Annotated in this window: 12 protein-coding genes; all 12 read right to left on the bottom strand. The window is 49.2% G+C overall.

Features of this window, described 5'->3' with window-relative positions; genetic code table 11:
• Positions 1 to 8: 8 nt before the first annotated feature.
• Positions 9 to 1,844 carry an ASKHA domain-containing protein gene (locus J0X21_RS01040; RefSeq protein WP_206808971.1) on the bottom strand — a complete coding sequence of 612 codons (1,836 nt, stop codon included), beginning with the start codon at positions 1,842 to 1,844 and terminating at the stop codon, positions 9 to 11.
• Between the two features lie 43 nt (positions 1,845 to 1,887).
• Positions 1,888 to 2,571: a DUF1638 domain-containing protein gene (locus tag J0X21_RS01035; protein WP_206808955.1), complete on the bottom strand. Its 684-nt coding sequence runs from the start codon at positions 2,569 to 2,571 to the stop codon at positions 1,888 to 1,890.
• Positions 2,572 to 2,700: 129 nt separating this feature from the next.
• A complete protein-coding gene (locus J0X21_RS01030) occupies positions 2,701 to 3,558 on the bottom strand; it encodes a dihydropteroate synthase (protein ID WP_206808954.1) in 858 nt (285 codons plus the stop codon).
• Positions 3,559 to 3,588: 30 nt separating this feature from the next.
• Entirely contained in the window at positions 3,589 to 4,227 is a 639-nt protein-coding gene (locus tag J0X21_RS01025; protein WP_206808945.1) for a cobalamin B12-binding domain-containing protein, read from the bottom strand.
• A gap of 22 nt (positions 4,228 to 4,249) precedes the next feature.
• The gene (locus tag J0X21_RS01020; protein ID WP_206808943.1) at positions 4,250 to 5,305 is read right to left on the bottom strand and encodes a uroporphyrinogen decarboxylase family protein; all 1,056 of its coding nucleotides are present in this window, start codon (positions 5,303 to 5,305) and stop codon (positions 4,250 to 4,252) included.
• A gap of 388 nt (positions 5,306 to 5,693) precedes the next feature.
• The gene (locus tag J0X21_RS01015; protein ID WP_206808934.1) at positions 5,694 to 7,793 is read right to left on the bottom strand and encodes a sigma-54-dependent Fis family transcriptional regulator; all 2,100 of its coding nucleotides are present in this window, start codon (positions 7,791 to 7,793) and stop codon (positions 5,694 to 5,696) included.
• A 195-nt stretch (positions 7,794 to 7,988) separates the two neighbouring features.
• The gene (locus J0X21_RS01010) at positions 7,989 to 10,085 is read right to left on the bottom strand and encodes a sigma-54-dependent Fis family transcriptional regulator (RefSeq protein ID WP_206808925.1); all 2,097 of its coding nucleotides are present in this window, start codon (positions 10,083 to 10,085) and stop codon (positions 7,989 to 7,991) included.
• A gap of 192 nt (positions 10,086 to 10,277) precedes the next feature.
• Entirely contained in the window at positions 10,278 to 11,135 is an 858-nt protein-coding gene (locus J0X21_RS16020; RefSeq protein ID WP_206808916.1) for a sugar diacid recognition domain-containing protein, read from the bottom strand.
• A 124-nt stretch (positions 11,136 to 11,259) separates the two neighbouring features.
• Positions 11,260 to 12,123 carry a methylenetetrahydrofolate reductase gene (locus J0X21_RS01000; RefSeq protein ID WP_206808914.1) on the bottom strand — a complete coding sequence of 288 codons (864 nt, stop codon included), beginning with the start codon at positions 12,121 to 12,123 and terminating at the stop codon, positions 11,260 to 11,262.
• A complete protein-coding gene (locus J0X21_RS00995; protein WP_206808905.1) occupies positions 12,110 to 12,397 on the bottom strand; it encodes a methylenetetrahydrofolate reductase C-terminal domain-containing protein in 288 nt (95 codons plus the stop codon). Before J0X21_RS00995 ends, J0X21_RS01000 begins: the two co-directional genes overlap by 14 nt.
• Entirely contained in the window at positions 12,394 to 12,906 is a 513-nt protein-coding gene (locus J0X21_RS00990; RefSeq protein WP_206808889.1) for a tetrahydrofolate dehydrogenase/cyclohydrolase catalytic domain-containing protein, read from the bottom strand. The genes J0X21_RS00995 and J0X21_RS00990 overlap by 4 nt, the downstream gene beginning before the upstream one ends.
• Positions 12,907 to 13,446: 540 nt before the next feature.
• Positions 13,447 to 14,808: a TIGR02679 family protein gene (locus tag J0X21_RS00985; RefSeq protein WP_206808887.1), complete on the bottom strand. Its 1,362-nt coding sequence runs from the start codon at positions 14,806 to 14,808 to the stop codon at positions 13,447 to 13,449.
• Between the last annotated feature and the right edge of the window lie 27 nt (positions 14,809 to 14,835).

Here is a 14,835-nt window from a genome sequence, read left to right as displayed (position 1 = left end):
CCCTTTCTCTACTCACTTTCTCCGTTAAAGAACATGGCCTCGGTAAATTCTTCCGTAAAGTCCATCCGGTCAGAGAGTTCGATATATTTGATTTTTCGAACTATTTTCCGCGCTAAATGCTCCGTGTCAAAACGCAACAGATTGAGCTGGGCCCCGACATGCGCAGAATTCCCGGCATACTGAACTTTTTCCTCGGAAACAGCGGGAGGAATCAAGCCGACTGCCCGGGCATTAACCTTATTAAGCACATTGCCAAACGATCCTGCCAGATAAATCCTTTGAATATCTTGCATCTCGATACCCATTTCCTTGGTCAGAATCCGGATCCCTGCTAAAATAGCGGACTTCGCGAGCTGAACCTGACGAATATCTCCCTGAGTAAGACTTACTTGCGGCACCCCTCCCTTTTCAGTCAACACAAAATAATTACCATCTGCCTCTTCCCTTAACCTTCCTGCCAAAACGGGTCCCACAACCTCTTCAGCTTCCTCCCGGGTCAACAAGCGGCCTGTGCTGTCAATAAGCCCTACCTTTAATAACTCGGCCATAACATCTATGAGCCCAGAACCACACAGGCCTTTGGCCTCAGTCTGACCGATGACACTGTAATGAATTTCTCCTTCATCGAGCCAGACCCGGTCAATAGCCCCGCTTCCCGCCCGCATACCGGAGCTGATATTGGCTCCTTCAAAAGCCGGACCTGCCGCAGCGGAACAAGCATATAATGAACCTTGGGCCGCCAACACTATTTCCGCGTTGGTGCCGACGTCAATCAACAGACTGGGACGCTCCTCCCTGTACAAAGATGTGGCTAAGACCCCAGCCACGATATCCGCTCCCACATAACCGGCGACGTGGGGAAGCAGAGTTATTTTGCCATTAGGATTAATCCTTATCCCTAGGTCGGCAACCGGAAAACTCAACCCCGCGTAAAGCACTCCCACAAACGGTGGCACAGCGATGTGGCTAGGGCTAAGCCCAAGGAACAGATGCTGCATTGTGGTATTCCCAACCACACTCAGTACATAAATCTTTTCCCGGTCAATATCAGCTTGCACACTAACTTCTTTAATTAAAGAATTGATCTGTTCCACAATAAGGGATTGCAGCTTCTCTAAATTGGCGTCCGCGAGGGAAAAGTCAATGCGTGCCAAAACGTCAGCTCCGTATGCCCTTTGTGGGTTAAATGCCGTGGCTATGGCCAGCTGACGCCCTGTTCGCAAATCGTGGAGACTGCACACCACGGTCGTGGTGCCGATATCAACCGCACACCCAAATGCGTACTCTGTCGTATCCCCTGGTTCCAAAGCCATGAGTTCGCCCTGGAAGGTTACAGCAGTAAGATCAGGAGTTTGACGCAGCAGTCCGGGGAGCTGTTTCAGCAAGGACAAATCAACCTTTGTTTGGAAAACGGACAGCAGATCTTGCACCCGTTCCCAGTCCGCACGCTGGTCGATAAGGGAAGGCTTGTCTATTGATAAATGTTCTTTAAGCAATGCCGGCTCTGTTATCCAATCAATTTTAGCCTCCGCAAGAGCGCCTTTAATGAGGCGGCCCTTGCCCTGTTCCGGCACTTCCACTACCATATTCTGATTAATTATGGTCCGGCAAGCCAACCTCCACCCATCGGTCAGAAGTTCAGGCTTAATTTTTTCTTTTTCAGCCGCCGTTGGCTCTGCGTTCAGACCGTAACAGCGTACCATGCACTTGCCACACGTCCCGTGTCCCCCACAAGGAGCTTCCATGGCAATCCCTACTGATTCTCCTGCCTGCATGACGGTCGTGCCTGCAAGTACCGTCACTTCCTTATTTTGAGGGATGAATTTTACGTTATACTCCTTCATTTGCTAATCCTCCACCCCTTGTTTCTGCTGCCTCAGACGAGTATCAGTCTATTGCAGCAGAATTTCCAACGGTGAACATTTTTACTTCCAGCGGCGTACCTGGTTTAACCATGACATTAAAAGCAGCCTCCCCGTTCAGCAGACTCTCCAGCCAATCCAAAGAACCCTTTACTTCCCCGTATTCCATGCTGAAAAATTCACTGATCCGCCGGGTATAAGCTTGATCCTCAGAATAACTGGGCATTCCGGTATCGATCAAGGTGAATTTCCGGTAGTGTTTAATCATCTCTTTGGTACACCAGTAAGCTGTCTCATGATCAAAGATTTCCTGGCAACGCTGATATTCTTTCCAGCCATCGCTGCCATAGGCAATCCAGCCGGCACTCAGATAATAGCTCATCGTCCGGTCGACTGTCTGCCGACCCCCAGCACGACTGAGACCATGCAACACCGGTATGCAGTCCTCACTGTCCGGAATGGCCAATTTGCTCATACGGGAGCATACACCGGCAACACCATGGCCGCACAAGCCATAACCGAGATAAATGCAGTCTACTCCTCCTTGCTCGTCCAGCAAGTCGATTTGTTTTTGCAGCTCTGTCTTTAACAAATCGGGGGTGCGGTGGAGACCTTGCGGCAGAAAAATACATTTTTCCGGGGAAAGATGAAGACCGTTCAGAATCTCCTGCTCAAATACTTCACAGGCTATCACTCTATAATCTGCCATCTTACCGCCCCCTTCTCCTGGTCAATCAGTTATTCCCGTATCAGGAAATCAAACTCCGCGCTCGCTGTGGCTTCGAATCGAATCATACGGCCTCATTCATCTGGCATGAACACAATCATTCCATAACTTTTAGGCTTGTTCTGAATACTGACGGTACTCCGCGAGATAGTTCATTGCCCATTCATCCCGGCCTAGGAGCAGGTCTGCGCTCTTCATGGTCCGGCGCATTCCCTCAGCTGTAGGATCCATGATCACACAGGTCAAACCTGCTCTTAAAGCCATGGCCAGCATGGTCTTGGTAATGCTGTGCCGGTCTGGCAGTCCAAACGAGACGTTGCTGATGCCGAGAATAATGTTTGTGCCCAGTTCTTCCACAACCCGCTCAATCGTCTTCAAGGTGAGCACCGCTGCATTGTGGTCTGAACTCACAGTCATGGTCAGGCAATCAATCACAATGTCCGAGCGTTCAATTCCCGCTTTCTCAGCCCGCTCCACGATCTTGCTGGCGATAGCCAGTCTTTTTTCCGGATCATTGGAGATCCCCTCGTCATCCATCAAGAGCCCTACGACTGCCGCTCCATATTCTTTAACGACAGGCAAAACACTGTCAATTGACTTTTCCTCCCCAGTGACCGAATTAACCAGGGCTTTGCCCTCATAAACCTTTAAGGCAGCGGCCAGAGCCTGAGGATTGGCTGAGTCAATACAAAGGGGAACATCTGCGGTTGCGGCCACGATCTTCACAACTTCGGGCAAGAGAGCAACTTCGTCAACACCCGCAACCCCTACGTTAACGTCCAGGACATCCGCACCCTGTTCGACTTGGGTCATGGCCTCCCGTCTTACCGCCTCAAAATCCCGGGCCAATAGAGCCTGGCCGAATTTCTTCTTACCTGTAGGATTAATGCGCTCCCCGATGATCACTGCCGGTAAATCCCGGCCAATCGTGACGATCTTGTCCTTGCTGCGTATTTCGGTATGATACAAAATCCTCTCCTCCTCTCGCATGACAAATATCTAGGCGACTCCAAGAAGTTTTCGCGCCATTTCCACCGCGGCGGTGGCGTCTTTACCGAAGCCGTCCGCCCCGATCTGCAGCGCCCACTCTTCCGTTACCGGTGCCCCGCCCACCATAATCTTCACTTGGTCACGCAGTCCGGCAGACTCAATGGCTGTGATCGTATCTTCCACCCAATGGAGTGTGGAGGTAATTAAGCTCGACATTCCGACAATATCGGGATCATGTTCTTTAATGGCAGCGATAAATTTTTCCGGATCAACATTTACACCCAGGTTGACTACTTCAAACCCGCCGCCTTCCAGCATCATGGTCACCAGGTTCTTACCAATATCATGGAGATCGTCTTTGACAGTGCCAATAATTACCTTCCCAATCGGCTCTGTTTTCCGCTCACTCAGAATCGGTTTTAATACGTCCAGCCCGGCATGCGTAGCCTTCGCGGCGATCAGGACTTCAGGCACATAGATTTCATTTTTCTTAAATCTGGCTCCAACCACACTCATCCCGGCGATCAATCCCTCACTTAAGATAACCCCCGGATCGATGCCCTCAGCCAAAGCCTGTTGGCAATACTCCTTAGCCTTAGCCGGCTTGTACGTGATAATCGAATTCTTTAGCTCCTCAAGAACTGACATCTTTATTCCCCCTCGCTTTTGATTAAAACCCTGCCTTCATCTTTTCCGCACTGTAACTTTTGGCCGTGTTAAGCATAACTCTTACATTCTCATCGGGAGTACCATAGTCTACACCCACCGCATCAATGGAGAGCTTATTAAGAGGCCCGCCGTTATCAATCAGATACTTGACATCCTGCTCAATTTCCGCCGGGGTGCATTTAAGCATACGCACAGGATCTATCCTGGCATTGATGAAAACATCCGGCATCAACTCGCGTACACGCCGCAAATCCGATTTGGGTCCTACTTCAATAAACTGCATATTCTTTACTTTGCTGTACCCGACCACCACATTGTCCACCGATCCGCAGTGATGTATGCCAAACGATTGCATGGCTTCAGCCAGTTTCAGTTCGTAGGGCAGAACGAATTCCTCGTACGCGTCATTAGAAATCTGCGCAACCGTACAGTTAGGCAGAATATACATCTCCGGCGGCGCCATGGGAGTAACCGAGGAGGCCAGGGTGCCGGTCCGTTTTCTTACATAATTCGCCAGCTTGATAATGCTTTCCAAACAGATGTTCATCAGTTTGTGCGCAAGCTCCGGATTCTCGAAAAAATCCACATAAAGCTGGTCACCACGAATCTTCAAGGCCAAATTAAGAATACCTGTCGTGTTAATGTTGCCCGTTACCCGACCATATTTTTGCTCCAGATAATCCATTTGGCGAATGATTTCCGTCATCGGGTGGCTGTGCTCAACATCGGGCACGGTTAATTTCTCAACCTCTTCCTCGGAAAGGTTGGCCGGATTAGCCCAGGGTAAGGCATCGTCAAAAAAGGTAATTTCACACCCGAACATTTCCGGCAGCAAGGCCATGCCATAGTCAATGAAAGGGTTTGGCTCCGGGTTGGGATTACCCAGACCCACATCGCCGAAGCGCTCATACAAGATTTTTTGCTGTTTCATTTGGGCCTCAATGCGGTAGTCCGGGTCGTAATAATACTGTTTGTTGTACGAGATCCCGTAGTTTTTCCACCACCAGTTCGCATACATACCGACACTGACCGGAATGTGCTGCAAATCCTTGGTCATATTCATTCTCCCCTTCCTTTGTTCATCATAATTCGACAAGTTTTAAAGCCTGTATCAGTATACTTAGCAAACTGTATACCAACCGGTGAAAACTACTATGTAAAGTGGCTCTCCGGTTTTTGGCCGCCGGTCAATAAACAAGCAAGGCGCGCTCTGTGCGCGCCTCTCAGCATTTCATTCCACTGCCCGTGCCAAAATTGGCACGAATCCATACGCTCCGAAATAAAACCAAGTGGAACTTTACAGTTCCACTTGGAATCTTACATTTTTTCCGATAAGTCGTTCAATTTTAATAAATCCGTATTTCCCGGGCTGGAACACCAGGATTCCATCTGTAACGCTCAGATTCCACCTTAAGCTGCTGAAAAAGTGCAAATCTTGGTCGCACTTAGCCATCGGTCAAATTTAAGAGAGAATATTGCCTGCCTTTGCGCAAGACTGTGGTATGAGTAATTCCTAACACATCAGCCGTTTTACGGATACTTTTTCCCTGTTCCAGCGCCTTGCGCAGCAATTCCTTTTCCATCTGCTCCAAGGCCTCGTTCCAAGGAACCACTTCCCGGATTTTAATCTCCACCCGTTCTTTGGCACCGCCGGATTGCCCTAATTGATCCGGCAGGTGGGAAACGTCAATGAGTTCCCCTTCACTGAGAATGACCGCCCTTTCAATCATGTTTTCCAACTCCCGCACATTGCCGGGCCAGGCATAATTCTCGAAAATCCTGTATACTGCAGGGCGGATGCTCTTTATTTTGCTATATTTTAAGTTGTATTTTTGCAAAAAATGTTCTGCTAAGGGAAAGATATCCTCTTTACGCCAGCGCAGAGGGGGTATCTCAATTTGCACCACGTTCAGGCGGTAGAAGAGATCTTCCCGAAAAGCCTGCCTTTCCACCATTTCTTTAAGATTGCGGTTGGTAGCGGCGATAATCCGGACATCAAGTTCGATCGGCTTGATCCCGCCCACCCGTTGGATTACCTTGTCCTGAATGGCTCTCAAAAGCTTAACTTGCAAGTTCAGCGGAAGTTCGCCGATTTCATCGAGAAAAATCGTCCCCCCGTTGGCAGCTTCCATCAAACCGATTTTCCCCTCTTTGTTGGCCCCCGTAAAAGCTCCTTTTTCATAACCAAAGAGTTCCGACTCCAGCAAGTTTTCCGGAATAGCGCCGCAGTTCACCGTAATAAAAGGGCTGCTCTCCCGGGTGCTTAAGCTGTGAATGGTCTTGGCTGCGACCTCCTTGCCCACGCCCGATTCACCGGTTATAAGCACGGTGGACTCCACTTTCGCTACCCGGATCATCAATTCCAGGACAGGTTCCATGGCAGGGCTTTTAGCTACTAGTTTTTCCGTTAGCAGCTTTGATCTTAATTCCTTCAACTCCTCCGAATAGCGGAGCTTTTCTTCCTTTGCCTCGGCAATCTGAACTTTAAGCCGCTGGAGCTCAGTCAGATCGCGCAGGTTAAAAATCACTTGCACCAATTGCCTTTCGAAATCGTACCGGGGATTACCCGTAATCATGATCTCCTGCCCGCCCGCGTTGGAATAGATATTGGTTAAAGCCTCTCCGGTCCTGCTTATTTCAGTAACCATTTCATCCAGGCGGAGGGCAATATCCGATTCCAGGCGACTCAAACGACCATGTTCCGGAAGTTCACTGACGTTAAAGAAACGCAAAGCGCCCTTATTGACTCTGAGCACTTCTTTGGCAGTATTTACAACCAATATCCCATCGTAGGACGATTCGATAATATTGTCTAACTCGTCCTTCAATTCCCGAACCTTGGACAATTCCAGAATCAAGTTCTCCATTTCCGACAAATCCTGAAGAACCACGACAGCGCCGGTAACGTCTCTGCCCGAAATGATGGGCGTGGCATTGGCGACGATGCGCTTTGCATTAATCTCCATTTTGAACCCGATATGAGACTTCCCGGATAGAACATCAAGCCATTCCCCCGCCGGCAAAATCTGTTCGACCGGCCGCCCGACCGCGTCAAAGCTCAGCCCCAGCAACACTTCTGCTCCTTTATTCAGCAGGTAAATCAGTCCGGCAGCATTAAAAGCCACAATGGCGTGGCTCACGGATTGGAGCACCACATTCAGTTCGTTTCTGGTCTCCTCCCAGGATCGGTAGACCTTTTTTATAAGCTCAACTCTCGATAGTATTCCCGTCAGACGGTTATCCTGATCCAGCACCAGCAGGCGTTCCATACTGGGAGTATGGGCAATCTGCGCAAAATCCGTGTTCTCGGTCACTACTCCCGGCGGCTCATCCATGAATGTTCCCACGTTCTCCTGGGGGGAAACCCCTGCCAACAGGTGTTCCAACACTTTGGATATCGTGATAATTCCGACTGTCTCACCGTTCTTACCCACCACAGGTGCACAGTTAACATCCAAATTAAGAAAAATTTTACCGGCATCTGCCAGCGTGGACATCGGACTCACGGTAACCGGATTGCAACGCATCACTTGCTTGACCTTCATCTCAAATCCTCCTTTGCCATCCGTTTATTGCGCTGTTTAGAAGATTTTTGATGCAATTTGCATTCCACAAGAAACTGTTTTCCCAGCCAGGTTCTCTATATTTGGTGTGTTCTTCTTTTTTCGCCATATTTCGACATTAAAGATAAAAAAGGATCCTCCCAGTTATCCATTTTGCTGCGCAGAAAATCGCTTTTCTTACTCGCCCTTCCCCTTGCGAAACCGCGCCATCCGCCGCACCACGGTTGACTGGTTCACGCCCAAGGCCTCGGCCGCTTTGTAGGTGCTGCCGTACTTCTTAAGAGCCTTCTCGATCAGCTGCCTTTCAACTTCCATGACGGCCTCTTTGAGCGGCATCAAAGAGTGTACCGATACGCCCCCTTCTTCGCTCCCCTGCCGCTGAAACACCGGCGGAAGCTGGGACAAGGTGATGAGCTCACTCGGAGCCATCACCATTAGGCGCTCGACCATATTTTCTAGCTCCCTGACGTTCCCCGGCCACTCGTACTGGACAAAAGCCTCCACCACATCCGGAGCAAACTCGCGGTGTAAGCCGTACTTCTTGCTGAACTTCTCCCGGAAATGATGCAAAAGCGGTACGATATCCCCGCGCCGTTCCCTGAGCGGCGGAATCCAGATCGGAACCACATTTAAGCGGAAATAGAGGTCTTCCCGGAACTCTCCCGCACGCACCATACTTTCAAGGTCTTTATGGGTCGCAGCCAGGATACGCACATTCACCTCACGCGGCTTGCTTCCCCCAACCGGTACAATTTCCCGTTCCTGGAGCACCCGCAAAAGCTTGGCCTGCAAGTTAAAGGGCAAGTCCCCGATTTCATCCAGCAAAAGGGTTCCGTTGTTAGCCAGCTCGAACATCCCGATTTTCCCTTCGCGCTTGGCTCCGGTAAAAGCTCCCCCTTCATACCCAAAGAGTTCGGATTCAAGCAGCTGCTCCGGAATGGCCCCGCAGTTTACTTTAATAAACGGGCCTTCGCTGTGCTGGCTTTTGGTATGCAGAAGCTTGGCCATCCCTTCCTTTCCTACCCCGGATTCCCCTAACAGGAGGACGGTGGAGTCCACTTTGGCAACCCTCATGATCAGTTCAAGAACCCTTTCCAGCTCCGGGCCTGAGACCACCATGCCCCCGGTATCCTGGCGCTCGCGCAGTTCCGAGAGTTCCAAATGGTATTTTTCACTCAGGCGCTTTGATTCCGTCAACTCCTGGCGCAATTGGTTGAGCATGGTCATGTCGCGCAAATTGATCACGACCCGGAGCAGGCGCCCGTCCTCATCAAAGACCGGGGTACCCGTGACCATGAAGCTGTGATCCTGCTTGCTTTCCATCACGGTCACCGGGTGCCTGCGCTGCAGTACCACGTCGACCAAAGAATGGGCGAAAATCCCTTCTTCCCCTAGTTCCTGGATTCTGCGCCCGTAAAGCTCCTGAGAAGTGCACTGGCTTAACTTTTCATAGGCGGAATTCACCCGTAAGATCTGCCCGCTCGCATCCGTAACCACAAACCCATCGGAAGAGGACTGAATCACGGAGTCCAACTCCCGGTTCAGTTCTTTAACCGAGACCAGTTCCTGGGACACTGACTCGATTTCGGAAATATCCTGGAACACCCCCACCGCACCGGTGATTTTTCCATCCTGAATCACCGGGTCGCGGTTAATAATATACGTCCCGCGCCCTACCCGGAACTTCTCCGAGTATTCGGACTGCCCGGTCTGCAGGGTCTCCATCAGCCCCATCGGCACCAGGACATCGAGCACATGGCGCCCAAGGGCTTGATCACCGGACAAACGGGTGAATTTTTCCGCCGCTCGGTTAAAGGAGGTAATGAGTCCTTCGCTGTTAATCACCACAATCCCGTTGTGAGCGGAGTTTAAGACCGCCTCCAGCTCCTTAACCTGGAACTCGGCACGCTGATATAAGGCCAGCGCCAGCTTAGCACGGCTTAAAACCCCGATGATTTCCCCGTCTTCCCGGCTGACCGCCGCCACATGGAAGGAATGGCCCCAAGCTTCTTCCAGGGGCATCCCCGCTTTTAAAATAACTGGTTCGCGGTCAATGGCTTTCATACAGGAAAGCGCATCCTCCCGGGAACCGTCCCCGCTTAAATATCCGGCGAGTGAATCCAGCACGACAATTCCTATTAACTTTCCTTCCCCATTCAGAACAGGCCACCCCGGCGCCCGGTGGCGGGTGATCAGCTTCAAAGCCTCTTCACAACGATGGGTTTCAGTTAATGGAAAAGGAATAGGCATCATGACGTCTTTAACCCAGATCATGCTATGCCCTTCAACCCCTTTCCTTTTCTAGAGATTTAAGCTTTTTTAATAACACTGCATTGTTTAAGTTGTTCAATCTTTAAAATCCAAGCAAAATTTTACGAATATTATAACATTCATTGACGGTGAATGCCATAGATGGATGACGGCAACTATTGGGTAATCTATTGACACAATTAATCAACTCAGTACCTAGAGATTCTCTGCCAAAGTGTTCAACTTATGGCTAACCTGTTGAACTTCCTCAATCAAACGGAAAATTTCCTGATTAGCCTGAGCTTGTTCCTGGGTCACGGCACTGTTCTGTAAAACCCCTTCCGTGATCTTTTCGATCATAGACTGGAACTGAAAAAGAATGGTATTAATCTCATCGGCGGAACGACTGCTTTCGTCTGCCAGCTTGCGTACTTCCCCGGCTACTACCATAAAACCGCGCCCCTGTTCCCCAGCCCGTGCCGCCTCAATAGCGGCATTCAATCCGAGCAAATTAGTCTGTTTAGTTATCCGGAGAATAAAGTCTAAAATGTTCGCCGTAGCTTTGACCCGGTTTTTCCCCTCCTGGGCTACTTCGGCGATACTTTGGCTGATAGCTGCTATTTCCTGGGCTGAGGCAGCAGTTTGTTGCACCGCCTTGGCTGCTTGGTCCACCGACTGGCTCAATGCCTGCACTTGAGAGCGAATAACCTGTTTCAATTCTTCGTCCCTTAACATGGTCACCACCATCCCGGCGGCAATGTGGGCGACAGGCCGCACAATATCCAAAGGCCCGGCAATGCCAAACGTTCCGATTTTAACTCCGTCCGCTTTAATAGCCAGATTGTAACCCTCTTTTAACTTACCCTCGGAGGCCGCAGCATCTTCGGCTGTGACTATGGCAAAATCTTGGCCCGTGGTGAGTATGGCCCGGCTTCCTTTATGCGCCAACCCCACCCTGGTCTGGGCGGAATCGGCGATAATCGTCCCGCTATCATCGCACACGATGACATGATAGCCGCTTTGCCCAAAAATAAACTCTACAATTTTCTGAGCGATAGCGTTGCTCAGCTTCATTTTTACCTACCTTCCTTCGCTGCCTGATACTGTAATCTTACATAATCTATACGAGTGAGAGGGATCTATATTGGAAATGTGAATTGTAAATTCACTTTGTGCTTATGCTTATTGTTCGGATGGGTCAAAGCAGTGACTTTAGATATTCTGTTAAGCCATGACTGTCCCCCAAGGACATAAAATGCAATCCATCGCTTACCTCTTTGACGGCATCTATGGTTTCCTCGACAATGCGCCATCCTTCCCCAACAGGATCTTTGGCTGTCTCCAATCGGCGAATGATATGAGCAGGAACGGAAACTCCCGCGACATGCCGGTTGATCCAACTGGCCATACGGGCAGAACGGAGCGGAAGGATACCCGCAAGGACTTTGACCGGAATTTGCTTTACGTTTTCCATAAAGAGTTTGAAAGCATCATAATCGAAAACTGCCTGGGTTTGCACAAAGGAGATGCCCGCCTCTACCTTAAGCTTCAATTTCTCAAGCTGGCTTTTCAAATTATCAAACGAAGGGTTTACAACCGCACCGTAACAAAAGATTGTTTTCTGATCCAGGGACTGTCCATTGGCATCCAACCCCTTATTAAGGTTTTTTATGATAGTTAAGAGCTGGACAGAATCTAAATCGTAAACCGGTTTGCTGGTTGGATGATCCCCAAGCAAGTTATGGTCGCCTGTAACTACTAACACATTGCGAATACCTAAAGTTCCGGCTGCCAGGAGGTCGGCTTGCAAAGCGAGCCTGTTGCGGTCCCGGCACGTAACCTGATAAATGCTCTCAAAACCCTGGGATTGAAGGACGAACGCTATTCCAATAGGTGCTGCATGCAGACGAGCACCGGGATTATCAGGAAGATTAAATGCATCAACAAATGGGGCCAGTTTTTCTGCTTGGCGTAAGAGCCCCGTCACATCTGTACCGCGAGGCGGGACTAACTCCACCGTCCTAAGAAAATCTTTCCTGTTAAGTTCCTCAATAAAGGGCATCGGGCATTCTCCTTTGGCTAAAAAACACAGAACGGGAAAAGTCCTTGAAAAATTGAGGCATGGATTCCGGAGTGTTCATCTGTGACCAGCGCATATAGATGGCATGCCAAACACATGAAGACAAACGGTCGATTTCGCACTTTCCGTTGATCACGCCTCCGCAGGGACCACTTACGAGACTTTTCGCGCACAACCGAATTGGACATAGTCCGTTCGTTTTCGAAAGCACACACTCCTCACACTGGAGACAGACCTGACGTACCGGCCACTTCATCCGGGATTCCCCCTTTGTTTAGAGATTTGTTCAACAGCAGCATCAAAGGTTTTTTCGAGCATCATAAGAATACTTAATATCTCCTCTTCATTTGGAGGAAGACCTAATTCTTTGAGTTGAAGGTAATCTGAATTGTTCAGCCGAACATTTTTAAGCGGATCTATAAAGATCAAGATCGAATCCGGGGAGAAAGGCAAATCAACGATAAGCCCATGGATGTCCTTATCAACATTAAGTGACTTGACTAAAGCAATGATTTCATCCCAGTCGGTATTTTGCGGAACGAAATATTCCGTAAAAGAAAGAGGCAGAGCAGCACAGGTTTTTCGCAGAAGCCCTTTCGGAATGGAATGGTTCACATTCTCAATATACACCGCAACCAAAGAAACCCGAACGTTTAAACGTTCAAACAAAAACAGCAAATCATCGGTAAGAGCCTCAAAACTTCTTTTGATTAACGGCGAATCATGATAAATTTGATCCACCAGAGGTATAAAGGAGTTAGTCACCAAAAATTCCCCCTAGAATCTAAAATATAATACTTTCTAAAACTCCCGCTGCCCTTGATCCATGTCCGAGCTTGACCGCATCTTCTCCAGTTTAGTCAATCACCTCTCTTACCTGTGAAATTCTGAAACTCTCCTTCTCTCCCTTTGCCCATTATGAATTATCAGACTATTGCAATATTTATACCAAATAAAAAAACCCCTTGCCAGGGTGTGTTTGTCTATAATTTAGACACAGGTATGCCTTCTCCCTTAATCTGAGCCCGAACTATAATCCGTTATGTCTAATAATTGAACATGTCTTACAATTAAACACTTTAACGCTACGTCTCCCAAGCTGACTTAAAACAGTTTAAGTTGGGTGCTGCTGTTCAGGAAGATGGCTTAGTGATCATGGGAGAGTTATTAGCCGGTAACAAAACGGATGTTGAATGGAATCCTGAAGCTGCAGTGGAGATGTTTATAATGTGGGTTTACACCATTTCATTGATATCTTGTCTGAGGAATCCAGGCAGGCATTACATGAATTATTAGAATAATGGCTTAGATTAGATCCTCTTTAAGCAATTCCAGGATACCCTCCTGGTAACCGGCCCGGCCTGTATGCTCCATCTCATGTGCGAGGTTTTGAAATTCTATGGACTTAATTTTTCTTAGCTGCTTTAAGCGGGTATCTGAAATCCTCTTATGCGAGAGCGCCAAACGATATTCTTCTATGCTATAGCGCCACAGACGCACTTTGCCGGGATAACGCAGGAGCAAGCGTTCCGCAATCAGCAGCCCCTCCGGGTCAAAGTCCCCGGAATACCTTAAAGTAACCCCTTCCGCTATGAGCTTATCCAGCAGTACCAAGGTTGCAAGTTTAGCCTGCCCATGTAGGCATATAAGGGCAGGATAAGGTTCAGCGCCGCGCATCTCATTCCAATAATCCAGGAGCGCAGAAAAGACTCCGGAGTTTTCAACGACATATACAGCTTTATTGGCGCCACTCGCTCCAGCAGCAAAACGCTCCACTTTAACGACTTCGCGCAGCGGCAAATTCAGCACAGCTTTTTGCCGGTAAGCTTCCCGCCAGAAGGGTATGGCAACCCCTCCGGCGTCTAAGCCCATAACGCCGGTACACGTGCAGAAATTCAAGATATCATCGCGCAACAAGCCAAAATGGAGAAATATCTCAGTCAGAACCTCGCTCGTACGCCGACTAACTTCTGCGCTTTGCGGGACATGAACCTCCGCGTCCTTCATCCGGGAACCCTGCTCTTGCAGCCACAACAAAGTTAAGGCATTGACAAGCAGACGTCCTTGCTCAGTGCCTTGATCAAAGCCATGCGGGTCTTTGGTGACGGAGCGCGCCAAAACCGGCAAACGCTGAAACTTCTCCGAGGCATGGAGAGTTGATAACGCGTTTAACACATGCTCCATCCAGTGTGTAAATAAGGACGGATTCTGTTCAAAGTAAGCCCAAAGCCAGCGGGTTGAAGGGTGTTTGTCCGCAATTAACCCAAGCCATCTTTGACACCAAGAATCGTTATAGCGCTGCCGGAGACGTGTGATGACTTCCTCGCGCTCATGCTCCTTGATGGAGAATAATTCAGACTGGGTAAGCAGTGAGCCCTCCTCAAACCCCTCTAACAGCTTAAGCAGAGAAACCGGCGCAAATTTGGTCTGTCCCAGAGCCTCACTGAATTTTTCGACGCTCAGGCTGATAGAAACCTGCCGCGTTAAATCCCGGCGCAAAAATCCCCCTAAAGCTTCTTTCTCCGCGGGTTTTAAGTTCGTTAAAACGACCGTTCCACCCAGACGGCCCAAGCTTTGGTATTTCTTGATCATCTTCTCAATGAGTCGTTGAAAACCGGGCTCGGCGCGAAAAAACGCCACCGCTTCATGCACAAGATGCTCATCCATGTTGCGTCACTCCAGAAACTGCCAAAC

The organism is Paradesulfitobacterium ferrireducens, from assembly GCF_017310645.1.
GTDB lineage: Bacteria > Bacillota > Desulfitobacteriia > Desulfitobacteriales > Desulfitobacteriaceae > Paradesulfitobacterium > Paradesulfitobacterium ferrireducens.
The sequence above is the reverse complement of the archived record's forward strand: the minus strand, read 5'-3'. Positions and strand labels throughout refer to the sequence as shown.